This is a genomic window from Rhizobium sp. WW_1 (assembly GCF_003610155.1).
In the GTDB taxonomy this organism is placed as follows: domain Bacteria; phylum Pseudomonadota; class Alphaproteobacteria; order Rhizobiales; family Rhizobiaceae; genus Rhizobium; species Rhizobium tropici_A.
In genome coordinates this window covers 14,932-31,606 of record NZ_RAIN01000019.1, presented here as the reverse complement: position 1 = coordinate 31,606, position 16,675 = coordinate 14,932, and the positions used below count along the sequence as shown (strand labels likewise).

Below are 16,675 nucleotides of genomic sequence, written 5' to 3'. Positions count from 1 at the left end.
TGAGGAGCAATGCGCGAGATCGCCCGTAACTGCAAGTCTCCCTAGCGATGATATTGCTGGGGCAGGCGCGGCATCGAGGGCTTGATGGCCTCGACGTTCATCGCGGAAAGGACGCGCATGTCGCGACGGAAATCGGAGGGCGTCATGCCGGCGATATGGCGGAAGGATTTGTTGAAGGCGCTGATCGAGCCGAAGCCGCTGTCCATCGCCACCTGCAGCACGTTGGCGCCGTCGCGCATCAGCATCGCCTGGGCGCGCGAAAGGCGCAGCAGGCTCACATATTTCGCCAGCGTCATGCCGGTGGATTTCTTGAAGAGGTTCATCGCGTATTTCGGATGGAGATGTGCCGCCTTGGCGATATCGACCGTATCGATGTCGTGCAGGAAGTTCTCGGCGATGAAATCGCACATGCGCGCCAGGCTGCGCGACGACTGCGGATGCGCCTGGTCGTTGGCCAGGCTCTCCTGCTTTTCCGGCACCATGCGATAGGGCTCGAAGGCGATGCGTTCCAGGCGCAGAAGAAGCTCCGCAACGGCATGTTCCGCCTTGGCGCCGTCGTCGGACATGACGTAACGGTGCCATCGGGCGAAATTCTCGTCGTCTGCGGCATCGGTCGCCGAGCTTATCAGGGTCTGCCCGCGAATGAGGCGGCCTGAGATATCGAGCGGCAGCCGCAGGCGGAAGAAATGCACCAACGGCAGATGCGCGCCCGCATAGATCGCATCCTCCGACAGCTCATCCAACAGATGCGGCTGGCCGCCCCAGAAAAGGCAGATCTCGCCCGCTCTCAAAGTAAGCTCGTGATCGCCTATGCGGTAATGCACGGTGCCGCGGACGATGTAATTGACTTCCACCTGCGCGTGCCAATGCGGCTTCGCCATCGGCAGCGGGTGGTTATGGAACATCTGCAGGACATTCGGGAGCCCTTCGACGCTGCTCGCACCCGGCTGATAAACCGCCCGTTGACCTACCTTACTTTTCGCCAAGTCGATGTTCCTTTTTTAGGAGACAGAAGCGTACCGACAGCTAGTTTAAGCGTGTTCTCTTGAGGACGGCAATTGAAAAGGGAGGATTTTCAATGCGTTTAAAACTTGCTGGAGCGACGGCACTTGCTGTCCTGCTCGCTTCCGGTTCTGCCTTTGCAGAGCAAACCACCATCACAGTCTGGAGCTGGAACATCGCCGCGTCGGCGTTGAAATCCACGCTCGAGGGGTTCAATAAGAAATATCCGGATATCAAGGTCGATGTGCAGGACATCGGCAACCCACAGGTCTTCGACAAGATGCTGGCCGCCTGCGCCGCCGGCGGCGACGGTCTGCCCGACGTCATGTCGATCGAAAACCACAAAGCCTCGATCTTCTGGAACCGCTTTCCGGACTGCCTGACCGATCTGACGAAGCTCGGCTACAAAGACGACCTGAAGAAGCAGTTCCCGGATTTCAAGCGCGCCGAGCTTGAAGTCGGCGATGCCGCCTACGCGATGCCTTGGGATTCCGGCCCGGTCACCATGTTCTACCGTCGCGACATGTATGAAAAGGCAGGCGTCGATCCGGCAACGATCAAGACCTGGGACGATTTCATCGCCGCCGGCAAGAAGATCTCCGCCGCCAATCCCGGCGTGATCATGACACAGGCCGATCTCAACGGCGATACCGAGTGGTTCCGTATGCTCGCCAATGAACAGGGCTGCGGCTATTTCTCGTATGACAGCCAGAGCATCACCGTCAACCAGCCGGCCTGCGTCAAGGCGCTGGACAAGGTGAAGGAGATCAAGGATGCGGGCTTGATGAGCGCGGCGAACTGGAACGAGAAAATCCAGGCAAACACCGCCAGCAAGGTAGCATCGCAGCTCTATGGCGGCTGGTATGAAGGCACCGTCCGCTCCACCTCGCCGGATCTGGCCGGCAAATGGGGCGTCTATCCGATGCCGAGCATGACGGCCGACGGCCCGCATGCAGCCAATCTCGGCGGTTCGTCTCTGGCAATCGCCAACGGCTCCAAGAACAAGGAAGCCGCCTGGAAATTCCTCGAATACACACTTGGCACCAATGAGGGCCAGGTGACGATGCTGAAGTCGTTCGGGCTCGTGCCGTCGCTGCTGACCGCAGTTCAGGATCCCTTCGTCAACCAGCCGCAGCCTTATTGGGGCGGCCAGAAAATCTGGACCGATATCCTCGCCACCCTGCCGAAGATCCGCCCGAACCCCGGCACCCAGTATTTCAGCGATGCCGACGAGATCATCAAGGCGGTGCAGACGAAATACCTCGCCGGCGGCTATCCAAACGGCAAGGCTGCGCTCGACGATGCAGCCCAGCAGATCGCGTCCGCGACGGGTCTGCCGCTTGCGAAATGAGTGATACTGCCGGGCGTGCTTCCCAAGCCGCGCCCGGCATCTCCGCCGCTCTAGAATCAAAGAAGTAGAGCGTGACGTCGTCCGAAAACTGCCTACACTTTTCGGCGTCACGCTCTAGGGCGGCGGGGATGCGACGTCACGCATCATTTCCCTGCGCATAAAGGAGAAGGCTTTCATGCGGTTGCGAAACCGGAGCGCCTATGCGTTCCTTGCACCCTATCTTCTGGTGTTCGCCGCTTTCTGGGTCTGGCCGATCATCGATTCGTTCCTGATTTCGTTCCAGAACACCCGGGTTAATCCGTGGACCTTCAATCTGTCGCTGAATTGGGGGCGCCTGTTCGGCGACCCGGCCTTCTACAACGCGCTTCAAAACACGCTGATCATCCTGATCGTCCAGGTGCCCGTCATGATCACGCTCGCGACGGTCATGGCGGTGCTGCTGAATTCACCGCTGTTGAAGGCCCGCGGCATCTTTCGCTTCGCGTTCTTCGCACCCGTCGTCGTCGGAGAGGTCGCCTATGCCGCCGTCTTCCGCCTGATGTTCAACGTCGATTTCGGCATCATCAACAAGCTGCTCGGCACGATCGGCTTTGCACCAGTGTCGTGGTTTGCAGAATCGCATGCCGCAATGGTGCTCATCATCATCGCCGTTACCTGGCGCTGGGCGGGTTATAACGCCATCATCATCCTGTCCGGGCTGCAATCGATCCCCGAGGATGTCTATGAGGCTGCGACCCTCGACCGCGTCAGCCGCTTCCAGCAGTTCATTCACATTACGTTGCCTCTCCTGAAGCCGATCATTCTGTTCTGTGTGGTCCTTTCCGTCATCGGCACCATGCAGCTCTTCACCGAACCATATCTGATCACCAACAGAGGTGGCCCCGGCGGTGGAACGGAGACGCTCGGCCTGCTGCTCTATCGCCAGGCCTTCCAGTCGACCAACTTCGGCTATGCCTCGGCGATCGCCTACACGATGGCGGCGCTTGCGGTAGCCATTTCTCTTCTCAATCTCTGGGTGGGGCGCGAACCGAAATGAAATCGAAGTCCAAATCCAATCTGATCCGCTCCCTCGCCTTGCACGGCCTGCTGATCCCGCTCGCCATCATCTGGCTGTTTCCGCTCTGGATGATGTTCGTCTTCTCGACCATGCCCGACTACGGCATTTTCAGCCCCGGCATCATCCTGGCGCCGTCGACAGGTTTCATGGACAACGTTCGGAACCTGCAGGCAGACACCAACTTCATCGGCGCCATGACGATCTCCATCGTCGTCGCCGTCGTCTACACCTTCCTTTCGGTCATGCTGACCTCGATGGCCGGATGGGCGCTGGCGCGCTACCGGTTCGCCGGACGATCCGGTGTCATCGGCATCATCCTCGGCACGATCACGCTGCCCTACTCCGTCGTCATTATCCCGCAATTCATCATGGTGGCTCGCGATTTCGGGCTAGCCAACACATGGGTTGCGCTGATCGTACCGCCGCTCTTCAATTCGCTCGGCGTACTTTTCATGCGCCAGGCCTTCTCGATGATGCCGGGCGAGCTCTTTGACGCCGCCCGCGTCGAAGGCGTCAAGGAATGGCAGATCTTCCTGCGCATCGCCCTGCCGCTGGCGCGGCCGACCATGGCGGCGCTCGCCATCATCCTGTTCCTGGCCTCCTGGAACAACTACCTCTGGCCGCTGCTTATCAACTCCCGACCGGGAATGATGACCGCGCCTGTGGCGCTCGGAACGCTGATCGGCCTCACCAGGGTCTCTTGGGGCGGCATCATGGCCGGTGCGGTCATGCTGACGGCACCGATCCTCGTCATCTTCGTTCTGCTGCAGCGCCACTTCATCGCCGGCATCGCCGCCGGCGCAGTCAAATAATTCCGGGGACCATGCATGGCTGAACTGTCTCTTACCAATATCGTCAAGCGCTACGGTGCACTGGAAATCATCCACGGCGCCAATCTCGACGTGAAGGACGGCGAATTCGTCGTCTTCGTCGGCCCCTCGGGATGCGGCAAGTCCACGCTCTTGCGCATGATCGCCGGGCTGGAGGATATTTCCGGCGGTGAACTGAAAATCGGCGGCCGGCTGGTCAACGATATGGAACCGGCCGATCGCGGCATCGCCATGGTCTTCCAGTCCTACGCCCTCTACCCGCACCTGACCGTCGAACAGAACCTCAATTTCGGGCTGCGCATGAACGGCAATCCGAAGGCCGACACCGATCGCCGTGTCAAGCAGGCGGCCGAGATCCTGCAAATCACCGAGCTGATGCAGCGCCGGCCGAAGCAGCTCTCCGGCGGACAGCGCCAGCGTGTCGCTATCGGCCGCGCCATCGTGCGCGAGCCGCAGATCTTCCTGTTCGACGAGCCGCTCTCCAACCTCGACGCTGAGCTGCGCGTGCAGATGCGCGTCGAAATCTCCCGACTTCACAAGAAGCTCGGCACGACGATGATCTATGTCACGCACGACCAGACGGAAGCGATGACGCTGGCCGACAAGATCGTGGTGTTGCGCAGCGGCAATATCGAGCAGGTCGGTGCGCCGCTCGACCTTTATGACGACCCGGCAAACCAGTTCGTAGCCGGATTCGTCGGTTCGCCGAAGATGAATTTCCTGCAGGCCGAGGTTACGGACAACCAGCAAGGCCGCGTCGCCGTCGTGCTGAAGGGCCAGCGCAATGTGCGCCTGACATTGCCCATCACCTCGGCCAAGGTAGAGGTCGGCCAGCCGGTGACAGTCAGCATCCGTCCGGAACATTTCCTCGATGCCGGCCGCGGCGACGTAGATATGACCGTCGACGTCGATGTCGCAGAGCATCTCGGCAATACCAGCTACATCTACGCCAATATCGAAAGCGGCGAGCAGATCGTCATCGAGCGCGAGGAATCCCGCAGCACGGGCAATCGCGACAAGCTCACCGTGGCGCTATCGGCGGCCAAGACATTCCTGTTCGACAGCGCCGGCAACCGATTGCGGTAGGCGCTGCCCTTCATCCCTCCCAAGACAGCATGCAGATTTAGGAAAGGATCGTTCCATGACTACTGAGACACCAATCCGCTGGGGCATCATCGGCCCCGGCCGGATCGCACAGACTTTTGCCGATGGCGTCGCCCATTCGCGCAGCGGCAAGCTGGTGGCGATTGCCAGCCGCAACCCGGACAAGCCGGGTCTCGGCGACCAGTTCCCCGGCGCACGCATCGTCAATGGCTATGAGACCCTGCTCGCCGACAAGGACATCGACGCTGTCTATATCGCCACGCCGCACACCGGCCATGCCGAATGGGCGATCAAGGCCATCCGTGCCGGCAAGCATGTGCTCGTCGAAAAGCCGATCGCGCTTTCCGCCTTCGATGCAGAAGCCATCTATTACGAAGCCAGGAAGGCGGGCGTTTTTGCCGGCGAAGCCTTCATGTATCGCGTCCACCCACAGACGGCGAAGCTGATCGAGCTTATCAAGAGCGGCGTGATCGGCGATCTGCGTATCATCCGCACCTCCTTCGGCTTCAACATGGGCAAGGTCAATCCGGAACACCGGTTGTTTGCCAATGATATGGCCGGCGGCGGCATTCTCGACGTCGGCGGCTATCCGGTTTCGATGGCGCGCCTGATCGCCGGCGCAGTCGATGGCAAGCCGTTCCTCGATCCCGACAAGGTCTCGGGCGTCGGCCATCTCGGCCAGACCGGCGTCGACGAATGGGCTTCCGCCGTCCTGAAGTTCCCGAACAACGTCATCGCCGAAGCGTCCTGCTCGATCATGGCAAATCAGGACAACACGTTGCGCATCATCGGCTCCGAAGGCCGTATCGAAGTGGCCGACTTCTGGTTCGCCTCCGGCCACAAGGGCGGCGTCGGCAAGATCGACGTCATCAAGGGCGGCGAGACCCAGACGATCGAAGTCAAGGAAGACCGCTGGCTCTATTCCTTCGAAGTCGATGCGGCTGGCGATGCCATCCGCGCCGGACAAAAGGAATTCGCCTATCCCGGCATCGGCTGGGCGGATTCGATCGGCAATCTCCGGGTTCTCGACCAGTGGCGCGCCTCGATCGGTCTCGAGTACAGCGTCGAGAAGGCAACAAAGCGGACGAAGAACATTGCTGGTGCTGTTGTCACCAAGGGCAACAGCATTCCGAAGCGCAACATTCCCGGCATCTCCAAGCCCGCATCGCTCGTCACGCTCGGCTTCGAATTCTTCCCGAATTTCGCGGCCGCCTCACTGACGCTCGACGCCTTCTATGAAGCCGGCGGCAATGCCTTCGACACGGCCTATGTCTATGGCGGCGGCAAGACGGAAAGCATTTTTGGCGACTGGCACACCAGCCGCAACGTTCCGCGCGAGGAGATCGTGCTCATCGGCAAGGGCGCCCATTCGCCACTTTGCTACCCCGACATGATCGCCAAGCAACTCGACCAGTCCCTCAACCGCCTGAAGACCGACTATGTCGACATCTATTTCATGCACCGCGACAACACCGACGTTCCGGTCGGCGAGTTCGTCGATGCCATGGATGCCGAGGTGAAGGCCGGCCGCATTCGCGGCATCTTCGGTGGCTCGAACTGGACGCGCGCCCGCTTCGACGAGGCGATCGCCTATGCCGAGAAGAACGGCAAGACGGCACCGGCTGCGCTTTCCAACAACTTCTCTTTGGCGGAAATGCTCGATCCGATCTGGGCCGGCTGCATCGCCGCCTCGGACGACGAATGGAAAGCCTGGCTGAATGCGAAGCAGATCCCGAACTTCGCCTGGTCGAGCCAGGGCCGCGGCTTCTTCACCGACCGCGCCGGCCGCGACAAGCGCGACGACGAGGAATTGGTTCGCGTCTGGTATTCCGACCGCAACTTCGGCCGCCGCGACAGGGCGATCGAGCTGGCGCAGAAGCTCGGTCGCAGCCCGATCCATATCGCGCTCGCCTATGTGGTCGCCCAGCCCTTCCCTGTAATACCGCTGATCGGCCCGCGCACGATCGCCGAGCTGGAAGACAGCCTTTCGGCGCTCGACATCAAGCTGACACCGGAACAGGTGAAGTGGCTCGAAGGCTAAGATAGGCGCCCACCTTGAGAGGTGGCATCGAAACAAGAAGCCCATCCGGTTTCCCGGATGGGCTTTCTCATGCGCGTGAATGAACGCCGAGACGTCAGGCGGCGAAATCGAATGTCTTCGTATCCGCCCCTTCGAGCCGCAGCAGATAGGCCTTGCGCTCGAGGCCGCCGGCAAATCCACGGAGATCGCCGGCCGATCCCACCACGCGGTGGCAGGGGGCAATGATCGAGATCGGGTTGCGGCCATTGGCGGCGCCAACGGCGCGGATCGCCTTGGCCGAGCCGATTTCCGTTGCGATCTGGCGGTAGCTGCGCGTTTCGCCGAAGGGGATGGCAAGCAGAGCCTGCCAGACCTTCTGCTGGAATTCCGTTCCGGCAAAATCGAGCGGCAGATCGAAAGCCTGTCGTTCGCCGGCGAAATATTCGCGGAGCTGCCGCTCGGTTTCCAAAAGCACGGGATGGCTCTCATCTTCCGCCACGATGAGCAAGGGCACGCGGCCCGGCCGATCATTGTCCCAGAGGATCGCGGCAAGCCCATCATCGCTGCCGACGAGCTTCAAGGCGCCAACGGGCGAATTCACGATCCGATAGACATATTGCTTCTGTGCATTTTTCGGAAGTTTGGTCATGCCGATATCCTTTCTTTGGATTGCGCTCATGACATCGGGCGAGATTGCCTCTGATGAAGCGCTGATGTCCGCATTGGACCTCAAATGACGATTCCCAACCACCCGAAAAGAGACGACAGGCGGCGAAATCCCAACATTTCCGGATTCACACGGGCAGCCTCAAGATGACGCAGCCGGCCCGGTCGCGCTTGGGAAATGGGTCGGGATTGTGTAAAAAGCGAAGAGAGGCAAATCATGAGAGCATGCGGAGCCCGATATGTCAGTTCGCCCGCCGCGCAATTTCAATCCATCGCATATGAGCGAGACCGGCCTCGGCATCCTCGAATATGAGGTCATGTCGGAACGGGCCAGCACGCTCGGCCATCACGGCATGAAGGTCGAGGCGGCGCTCGCTGCGTTGCAGGAAGGTGAAACTAAGGGCAAGGAAGGCGTCGAGCACGAGCGGCTGGTCGATATCGCCGCCGAGGCCGTCTGGGGAATGTTCATCCACCGCGAGATCTGCGGCCTGCGCAATGGCCGCGACGTCATCCAGCGCTACGGCATTCCGAACAAGGTGCTTGCGCGGCTCGGCGCCAGCCCGCGGCATCCCTCGATTTAAGATTTCAGGATCGCCTGGAAGCGCGGATCGAAGGCGTGGCCGATCGGCTCTGCCGCCGCGCCCCGCGCCACGGCCCAGGGATCGGTCATGCCGAGCTGCAGGCGGGGCAGCAACCGGTCGGGACGATCGGCATTGGAAGGCAAGAGCGGCTGCATGGCGGCGATCAGCCGCGTCGCCAGCGCAGCCGGCGCACCGCCGCACAGAATCACCGTCTGCGGATCGAAGATGGTTTCGATGAGCTGCACGCTCCAACGCAGGTCGATCGCCGCTCTTTCGATCCAGGCGAGAATATCCGGATCGTCTGCCGCAGCGCGCTTGTCTATCAGCGAATAGAGGTCCGGCGCCATCGGATCGACACCGAGATGATCATAGAGCGAAGCCAGCGACGCACGATGCTCCAGCTGCGTGAGCCGTCCGCCCGCCGTCAGCAGCGCCATACCGATTTCGCCGGCGTTGCCATGAGCGCCGCTATAAAGCTCGCCTCCGAGGATGAGCCCCGCGCCGATACCGTAACCGACATAAAGACAGACTGCATGATCGAGGCCATGGGCGGCGCCGACCATGCGTTCGGCGGTCGCGCAGGCGGCGGCGTCGTTCTGCAGGGTGACATTGAGGCCGGTGCCGGCCGATAGGGTCTCCAGCAGCGGGAAGCGCTGCCAGGGGCCCATCATCCAGGGATTGTCTGTATCATCCTGTTCGATGCCGAAGGGTCCCGGCATCGCTGCGCCGAGACCGACAAGGCGCTTTTCCGCCTGTGCCACGCGCTGTTTCAGTTCGTTGCGTACGTCTTCCACCAATTGCAGGACGACGGGCGTGCCTGTCGTCGGGCCGCCGGCCGGCAGGTTCGCTTCCTTGCGGATCAGCACATTGCCGACGAGATCGACGGCGATAGCGCGGGTGATGTGACGATCGATCTGCAGGCCGATGGCGAAAGCGCCCTCCGGCACGAGGCCATAGGGGGTCGACGGTTGCCCGCGGCCGCGGCGCACCGTTTCCTGGGACGTGACGAGCCCGTCGCTTTCCAGCTCCTCCATGATGTTGGAGACCGTCTGCTTCGTCAGGCGTGTGGCGCGCGCAAGATCGGCGCGGGAGAGCGCGCCGTTCAGCCTGAGGGCATCGATGATCACCCGCCGGTTATGGGCGCTGGTGCCTTCGTGGTTCGTTCCGCTCGTAGCCCTGATCGGGCGATTCTCGTTCATCTGTTTTTGCCTCTTGACACCAATAGAATATTGAAGAACAAATTAGTCAAGACAATTGACTTAAAAGAAACCACAGAGTTTCATCAGGGAACTTGAGCGAGCCCTCGGGCTCCAGAGACGCGCCGATCGATGTTCGGCAGCCGACCCGGCCAATTGCCTGCTCGACAACCGATGGCGACGTCAGCCGCCGTCGGAAAAATCGCGTGACTGTCAAAAACTGGAGGATGGAATGTTGAAATCATTGAACAAGACATTGCTCGGCGCAGCGCTGATCAGCGCGTCCTTCGCCTCGCATGCCTTTGCCGAAACGACGATCAATGCCCTTTTCATGGCGCAGGCCGCCTATAGCGAAGCCGATGTGCGCGCCATGACGGATGCCTTCTCCAAGGCCAATCCGGACATCAAGGTCAATCTCGAATTCGTTCCCTACGAGGGCCTGCACGACAAGACCGTGCTCGCTCAAGGGTCCGGCGGCGGCTACGACGTCGTGCTCTTCGACGTGATCTGGCCCGCCGAATACGCGACCAACAAGGTTCTGGTCGACGTATCCTCGCGCATCTCCGACGACACGAAGAAGAGCGTCCTGCCGGGCGCCTGGACGACGGTCCAGTATGACGGCAAATACTATGGCATGCCCTGGATTCTCGATACCAAGTACCTGTTCTACAACAAGGAAATCCTGGAAAAGGCCGGCATCAAGACGCCGCCGAAGACCTGGGACGAGCTGAACGAACAGGCGAAGATCATCAAGGACAAGGGTCTTCTCGCCACTCCGATCGCCTGGAGCTGGTCGCAGGCCGAAGCCGCGATCTGCGATTACGCCACGCTCGTCAGCGCCTATAAGGGCGACTTCATCAAGGACGGCAAGCCGGACTTCCAGACCGGCGGTGGCCTCGATGCCCTGAAGTACATGGTCACCAGCTACAAGTCCGGCCTCACCAACCCGAACTCCAAGGAATTCCTCGAAGAGGATGTCCGCAAGGTCTTCGAAAACGGTGATGCCGCCTTCGCGCTGAACTGGACCTACATGTACAACATGGCCAACGACCCGAAGGACAGCAAGGTCGCGGGCAAGGTCGGCGTCGTTCCGGCACCGGGCGTTGCCGGCAAGAGCGAGGCTTCGGCCGTCAACGGCTCGATGGGCCTCGGCATCACCTCTGCCAGCAAGCATCAGGACGAAGCCTGGAAATACATCACCTTCATGACCTCGCAGGCGACGCAGAACCAGTATGCCAAGCTCAGCCTGCCGATCTGGGCATCGTCCTATAGCGATCCGGCCGTGACCAAGGGCCAGGAAGAACTGATCGCGGCAGCAAAGGTCGGCCTCGCTGCCATGTATCCGCGTCCGACGACGCCGAAGTATCAGGAACTGTCGACGGCACTTCAGCAAGCGATCCAGGAATCGCTGCTCGGCCAGTCTTCTCCGGAAGACGCGCTGAAGTCTGCTGCCCAGAATAGCGGTCTCTGATAGTCTTACCGGGCGGCGCTAAAGCGCCGCCCGCCTCCTATCCTCCATGAAGAATGAAAGAAGGGGCCCGTCATGTCCGGCACCTCTATGACAACTCGCGCCTGGCTCTTGATGCTGCCGCTGCTTGTGGTGATGATCGCGGTCATCGGCTGGCCTCTCGTCGACACGGTCGGCCTTTCTTTCACCGATGCGAAGCTTGTAGGAACCGGCGGCAATTTCGTCGGCATCGACAACTACGCGAAGATGCTGGCGAACTCCAATTTCCAGCGCACGCTGATCACCACCGCTTGGTTCGCGATCATCTCCGTCGCCGCCGAAATGGTGATCGGCGTGCTGGCCGCGCTGCTGCTGAACCAGGATTTCAAGGGCCGGGGCGTGCTGCGCGCACTGATGATCCTGCCCTGGGCGCTACCAACAGTCGTCAACGCGACGCTGTGGCGCCTGATCTACAATCCCGAATACGGCGCGTTGAACGCGGCCCTTACCCAACTCGGCCTGCTCGATGCCTACCGCTCCTGGCTCGGCGAACCGGGCACGGCGCTGACGGCGCTTATCGTTGCCGACTGCTGGAAGAATTTCCCGCTGGTGGCGCTGATTGCGCTCGCTGCCCTGCAGGCCGTGCCGCGAGACATCACCGCCGCCTCGCTGGTCGATGGCGCCGGACCCTTCAAACGCTTCCGCTTCGTCATCATGCCCTATCTTGTCGGGCCGCTGATGGTGGCGCTGGTGCTGCGCACCATCGAAGCCTTCAAGGTCTTCGATATCATCTGGGTGATGACGCGCGGCGGCCCGGCAAACAGCACGCGCACGCTGTCGATCCTTGTCTATCAGGAGGCCTTCTCCTTCCAACGGGCAGGGTCGGGCGCGTCGCTCGCCCTCATCGTGACACTGCTGGTGACGGTGCTTGCCGCCGCCTATGCCGCCCTTGTCCGCAAAACCGCAGGGAGTGCCACCTGATGGAACGCAAGAGCCCGCTCTTTACCTGCTTCATCTATGTCTGCGCCATCCTGCTCGCCGTCGTCATCCTGGCGCCGATCGCGTGGCTCTTCATCATGAGCATTTCGCCGGCTGCCGATCTCGCCGCCAAGCCGCTGCGCTGGTGGCCGCAGACACCAGATTTCTCGCGCTACAGGGTTCTGCTGTCCACGCTGGAAAACAGCGAGGGCGCCGCCTTCACCTCATCGCTGCGCAACAGCATCGAAGTGGCTGGGATGGCGACCATTGCCGCTATCGCGCTCGCCATTCCCGCCGGCTGGGCCGTATCGCGGACGCCGTCTGTCGGATGGTCGCTCTCCATGGTCATCGCCACCTACATGCTGCCGCCCGTCGCGCTCGCCGTGCCGCTCTATATGGGCCTTGCCTATCTCGGCCTGCTCAACAACGTCTTCGGCCTGGCGCTCGTCTATCTGACAATCCTGGCACCGTTCACGACCTGGCTGATGAAATCCGGCTTCGATTCCATTCCGAAAGAGATCGAGGCCGCGGCGATGATCGACGGCGCCGGGCTGTTCCAGACCTTGAAGATCATTACGCTGCCGCTGGCCATGCCTGTCATGGCGACCTCGGCGCTCTTCGCCTTCCTGCTTGCCTGGGATGAATTCTTCTATGCGCTGCTTTTCACCTCGGACCAGCGCGCCAAGACTCTCACCGTCGCCATCGCGGATCTCGCCGGCGGCCGTGTCTCGGATTACGGACTGATCGCGACTGCCGGCGTGCTGGCCGCCCTGCCCCCGGTGCTGATCGGCCTTGTCATGCAACGCGCCCTGATCTCGGGCCTGACCAATGGCGGCGTCAAGGGATGACCATGACCACAGAGAAAACACGCCCCGAAGGCCTTGCCGCCATCGACCGCGAAATGGCTCGCCAGCATAGCGATGCGCTTGCCTCCTTCGAAGCATCAGCCGATATGGCCACCAAGGCCGCCGCCTCGCTGAAGCGTACCGGCAGGCTGCTGCTGCTCGGCATGGGCGGCTCGCATGCCGTCAACCGCGCCGTCGAGCCTCTCTATCGCGCAGCCGGCATCGATGCGATCGCATTGCCGCTCTCCGAACAGCTCGGCCAGCCGCTGCCGCTGGATGGACGTACGATCTTCATGACCTCGCAATCCGGCGAAAGCGCCGAGGTCGTGCGCTGGTTCAACGAGACGGGCGGCACTGCCGAGACCTTCGGCCTGACGCTGGAGGGCACTTCCTTCCTCGCGAAGACCGCGCCTTCCCTCGTCGGTGCCGGCGGCACCGAACTTGCCTTTGCGGCAACCCGCAGCCTCACCGTCAGCTTTGCGCTGCATCTGGCGATCTTCGCAGCCCTCGGGCAAGATCCGACGCGTGCTCTGGCCGTGCTGCAGGCGCCTGAGGCGCCCGATATCAAGCCGGCGCTCTCGGCTCTCGCCAATGTCGCGACGGTCGTCACTTCGGGCCGCCGCCTGCAGGGTGTCGCCGAGGCGCTCGCGCTCGGTCTCACCGAACTTTCCCGCCGTCCCTGCTTTTCGCTCGAAGGCGGTCAACTGCGCCACGGCCCGATGGAAATGCTCGGGCCCTCGATCGGCGTCGTGCTATTCCGTGGCAACGACGCGACGGCGAGCCTGGTAACGGCCATGGCCGTTTCCGCCGTCGAGACGGGTGCGCCCGTCATCGTCTTCGACGGCTCCGAGCAAGAGCCGGTACCTGGATGCGTCACGCTCCGCTTCAAGCCGGAAACCGGCATTGCCGCCATTTTCCAGATGCTGCCCGTGGCGCAGTTGCTGATGATCGCCTTTGCCGACGAGCGGGTGGAGAATGCGGGCACGCCGGTGCGCACCACCAAGATCACCCGGAGCGAGTGAATGAAGCCGCTTGCAGTCATCGGCAACGTCAATATCGACCTGATCCTCGGGCCGGCAGCACCATGGCCGAAGGCCGGCACTGAGATCATCGTCGATCACGACGAGCTGCGCGTCGGCGGCCAGGCGGGCAATAGCGCGCTCGCCTGGGAAGGCCTCGGCGTCGAGTACGAGATTTCGGCCAATGTCGGCAACGACCAGTTCGGGCGTTGGCTCAGTGAAGCCTTCGGCGCGCGCAGCAGCAAATGGCCCGTACGGCCGGAGGGCACGACGCTCTCGGTCGGCATCACCCATCCCGATGGCGAACGAACCTTCTTCACGACGCGCGGCCACCTGCCGCGTTTCAATCTCGACGACGTGCTTACGGTTCTCGACGGTGACAGGCTTGCCGGTGGCTACACGCTCCTTTGCGGCGCCTTCCTGACCGAAGATCTCGCCCGCGACTACGACGCCCTGTTCGACTGGGCCGAGAAGCACCGGATCACGGTTGCCCTCGACACCGGCTGGCCCCTCGATGGCTGGACGGACGCGAACTGCTACGCTACCCGCGGCTGGCTTTCCCGCTGCGGCGTGGCGCTGATGAACGAGGTCGAAACCACGACGCTTGCCGGCATGGATGATCCGGCCGAGGCTGCACGCGCGCTCCATGCGCTGATGCCAAAGGGTGCCATCTTCGTCGTCAAACGCGGCCCGGACGGCGCGATTGCCATCGATGCCGACGGCAATCTCGTTTCGGCCGCGGCGCCGCGTGTCACGGTCGTCGATACGATCGGCGCTGGCGATGTCTTCAATGCCGGCTTCCTGGCCGCCCTTGCCCGCGGCGAGCCGCCTGTGGCCTGCCTTTCGGCGGGGACCGCGGTCGCCTCCCGCGCCATTTCCACTCTGCCGCGCAGCTACGGCCCGGCCCAAGCATCCGAGGAGGCCGTTCAATGAGCGCGCTCGAAATCCAGAACATCCGCAAGAGCTACGGCGAAGTAGAGACGCTGAAAGGCATCGATATTTCCCTTGAAAGCGGCGAATTCCTGGTGCTGCTCGGCTCCTCGGGCTGCGGCAAGTCCACGCTTCTGAACATCATCGCCGGGCTTGCCGAGGCGACGAGCGGGGATATCCGTATTGGCGATCGCTCCGTGCTTGGCGTGCATCCGAAGGACCGGGACATCGCCATGGTGTTCCAGTCCTATGCGCTCTATCCAAATCTGTCGGTCCACCGCAACATCGGCTTCGGCCTGGAAATGCGCAAGGTGCCCGCCGCCGAGCGCGACAAGGCGGTACGCGAGGCGGCAAAGCTTTTGCAGATCGAGCCGCTGCTGGAACGCAAGCCGAGCCAGCTCTCCGGCGGCCAGCGTCAGCGCGTGGCGATCGGCCGTGCCCTGGTGCGCAAGCCGGAAGTCTTCCTGTTCGACGAGCCGCTCTCCAACCTCGACGCCAAGCTGCGCATGGAGATGCGCACCGAGCTGAAGCGCCTGCACCAGATGCTTAAGACCACGGTCGTCTATGTGACGCATGACCAGATCGAAGCGATGACACTCGCAACCCGCATCGCCGTGATGCGGGACGGCCGTATCGAGCAGCTCGGCACGCCGGACGAAATCTACAATCATCCGGCAACGCTCTATGTCGCGACCTTCGTCGGCGCGCCGCCGATGAACCTGCTGAACGCAACCGCCGATCAGGGTTCGCTGCGCATCGATGGAACATCGATCACGCTGCCGATGCCGGCGACGAAAACCGAGATCAAACAGGGACAGGAGCTGGTTGTCGGCATCCGGCCTGAAACGCTGCGTCTCGATGAAGACGGCAAGCTCGAGGCCGTCTGCGAAGTCGCGGAACTGACCGGTCCCGAACTGATCGTGACGGCACAGGCTGGCTCGCAGCGGCTGATGGCCTGCCTGCCGCCGCGCACCGTGATCGCCGAGGGGCAGACCTTGAAGCTCGGTTTCGACGCCAGTGCGCTGCACCTCTTCGATCGTACTAGCGGCAAGCGCTGCGAATAGGCTTCAGCACGGCCGGAGCACCGGATCAATCGTTGACAACACCGGACACGCGGCGCGCGGCGCCGCCAGTCATCCTTCGCTCCAGTATATCGTTCGGCCAGACGGGTGCGCGGGTGATCCGGTAGACGGAGGCCGGCGGCAGGTTGAAAACGGTCCCGCCTATTCTCTCCGCCTGCAGGCCGAGAAAATTCAGGACATCATCCGGCACGGGGCAGCGCGGCCCGTAGGTGAACTGGTAGAAACCGCCTTCCGGTACCAGACAGCGAAACGCGCCTTGCATGATCTTCACCACACGCCGCGTCGGCATCGACGGAAGGCCAAGTCCGCTCAGCACCGCGCCGACGCTCCCTTCGCGCAGCATCGGCACCTCCGGAATATCGGCCGCGCTCATCTGCAACACGCGCGCCTGCGGAAATCGCCGCTTGAGCAGGGCCGCAAAATCCGGATTGAGCTCGACCAGCGTGATATCGGGCTCCGCGACACCACGGTTGCGCAGGGCGTGGGTGAAGACTCCCGTGCCGGGGCCAAGCTCGATGACCGCGCCGGTCGCCGGCGTAATATCTTGCGTCATGATCCTCGCCAGCG

16 protein-coding genes are annotated in these 16,675 nt (G+C 62.1%); 12 read left to right on the top strand and 4 right to left on the bottom strand.

Going from position 1 to position 16,675, the window contains the following annotated elements:
- Nucleotides 1-41: 41 nt before the first annotated feature.
- The gene (locus BJ928_RS32385; protein WP_052227932.1) at nt 42-992 is read right to left on the bottom strand and encodes a helix-turn-helix domain-containing protein; all 951 of its coding nucleotides are present in this window, start codon (nt 990-992) and stop codon (nt 42-44) included.
- A gap of 86 nt (nt 993-1,078) precedes the next feature.
- Between BJ928_RS32385 and BJ928_RS32380 the strand changes: the two genes are divergently transcribed.
- The 5 genes from BJ928_RS32380 to BJ928_RS32360 all read left to right on the top strand — a co-directional run bounded on the left by BJ928_RS32380 (nt 1,079) and on the right by BJ928_RS32360 (nt 7,385).
- Complete coding sequence (locus tag BJ928_RS32380; RefSeq protein ID WP_047635790.1) at nt 1,079-2,353, top strand: sugar ABC transporter substrate-binding protein; 1,275 nt, start codon at nt 1,079-1,081, stop codon at nt 2,351-2,353.
- 175 nt (nt 2,354-2,528) lie between these two features.
- Nucleotides 2,529-3,389 (top strand): sugar ABC transporter permease, encoded by an 861-nt coding sequence (locus tag BJ928_RS32375; protein WP_047635791.1) that lies wholly within the window; start codon nt 2,529-2,531, stop codon nt 3,387-3,389.
- A complete protein-coding gene (locus tag BJ928_RS32370; protein ID WP_047635792.1) occupies nt 3,386-4,222 on the top strand; it encodes a carbohydrate ABC transporter permease in 837 nt (278 codons plus the stop codon). Before BJ928_RS32375 ends, BJ928_RS32370 begins: the two co-directional genes overlap by 4 nt.
- 15 nt (nt 4,223-4,237) lie before the next feature.
- The gene (ugpC, locus tag BJ928_RS32365; protein ID WP_047635793.1) at nt 4,238-5,326 is read left to right on the top strand and encodes a sn-glycerol-3-phosphate ABC transporter ATP-binding protein UgpC; all 1,089 of its coding nucleotides are present in this window, start codon (nt 4,238-4,240) and stop codon (nt 5,324-5,326) included.
- A 55-nt stretch (nt 5,327-5,381) separates the two neighbouring features.
- Entirely contained in the window at nt 5,382-7,385 is a 2,004-nt protein-coding gene (locus tag BJ928_RS32360; protein WP_047635794.1) for an aldo/keto reductase, read from the top strand.
- Between the two features lie 94 nt (nt 7,386-7,479).
- Here the strand turns inward: BJ928_RS32360 and BJ928_RS32355 are convergent, their stop codons facing one another.
- Nucleotides 7,480-8,013 carry a methylated-DNA--[protein]-cysteine S-methyltransferase gene (locus tag BJ928_RS32355; RefSeq protein ID WP_047635795.1) on the bottom strand — a complete coding sequence of 178 codons (534 nt, stop codon included), beginning with the start codon at nt 8,011-8,013 and terminating at the stop codon, nt 7,480-7,482.
- A gap of 256 nt (nt 8,014-8,269) precedes the next feature.
- Here BJ928_RS32355 and BJ928_RS32350 point away from each other — a divergent pair, with 256 nt between their 5' ends.
- A complete protein-coding gene (locus BJ928_RS32350) occupies nt 8,270-8,611 on the top strand; it encodes a DUF6665 family protein (RefSeq protein ID WP_047635796.1) in 342 nt (113 codons plus the stop codon).
- On the opposite strand, the gene BJ928_RS32345 is transcribed toward BJ928_RS32350, so the two are convergent.
- Nucleotides 8,608-9,810, bottom strand: a complete 1,203-nt coding sequence (locus BJ928_RS32345; RefSeq protein ID WP_047635797.1) for an ROK family transcriptional regulator — start codon at nt 9,808-9,810, stop codon at nt 8,608-8,610. The two genes, BJ928_RS32350 and BJ928_RS32345, sit on opposite strands and share 4 nt — an antisense overlap.
- Before the next feature lie 229 nt (nt 9,811-10,039).
- Here BJ928_RS32345 and BJ928_RS32340 point away from each other — a divergent pair, with 229 nt between their 5' ends.
- The 6 genes from BJ928_RS32340 (at nt 10,040) to BJ928_RS32315 (ending at nt 16,090) form a co-directional block, all read left to right on the top strand.
- The gene (locus BJ928_RS32340) at nt 10,040-11,278 is read left to right on the top strand and encodes an extracellular solute-binding protein (protein ID WP_047635798.1); all 1,239 of its coding nucleotides are present in this window, start codon (nt 10,040-10,042) and stop codon (nt 11,276-11,278) included.
- A gap of 72 nt (nt 11,279-11,350) precedes the next feature.
- Nucleotides 11,351-12,235 (top strand): sugar ABC transporter permease, encoded by an 885-nt coding sequence (locus tag BJ928_RS32335; protein WP_047635799.1) that lies wholly within the window; start codon nt 11,351-11,353, stop codon nt 12,233-12,235.
- Complete coding sequence (locus BJ928_RS32330) at nt 12,235-13,080, top strand: carbohydrate ABC transporter permease (protein ID WP_047635800.1); 846 nt, start codon at nt 12,235-12,237, stop codon at nt 13,078-13,080. The genes BJ928_RS32335 and BJ928_RS32330 overlap by 1 nt, the downstream gene beginning before the upstream one ends.
- Nucleotides 13,077-14,099, top strand: a complete 1,023-nt coding sequence (locus tag BJ928_RS32325) for an SIS domain-containing protein (RefSeq protein ID WP_047635801.1) — start codon at nt 13,077-13,079, stop codon at nt 14,097-14,099. The genes BJ928_RS32330 and BJ928_RS32325 overlap by 4 nt, the downstream gene beginning before the upstream one ends.
- The gene (locus BJ928_RS32320) at nt 14,100-15,029 is read left to right on the top strand and encodes a PfkB family carbohydrate kinase (RefSeq protein ID WP_047635802.1); all 930 of its coding nucleotides are present in this window, start codon (nt 14,100-14,102) and stop codon (nt 15,027-15,029) included.
- Nucleotides 15,026-16,090 carry an ABC transporter ATP-binding protein gene (locus tag BJ928_RS32315; RefSeq protein WP_047635803.1) on the top strand — a complete coding sequence of 355 codons (1,065 nt, stop codon included), beginning with the start codon at nt 15,026-15,028 and terminating at the stop codon, nt 16,088-16,090. Before BJ928_RS32320 ends, BJ928_RS32315 begins: the two co-directional genes overlap by 4 nt.
- 25 nt (nt 16,091-16,115) lie before the next feature.
- Here BJ928_RS32315 and BJ928_RS32310 read toward each other — a convergent pair whose 3' ends face one another.
- Nucleotides 16,116-16,661 (bottom strand): methyltransferase domain-containing protein, encoded by a 546-nt coding sequence (locus BJ928_RS32310; RefSeq protein WP_245432652.1) that lies wholly within the window; start codon nt 16,659-16,661, stop codon nt 16,116-16,118.
- Nucleotides 16,662-16,675 lie beyond the last annotated feature (14 nt).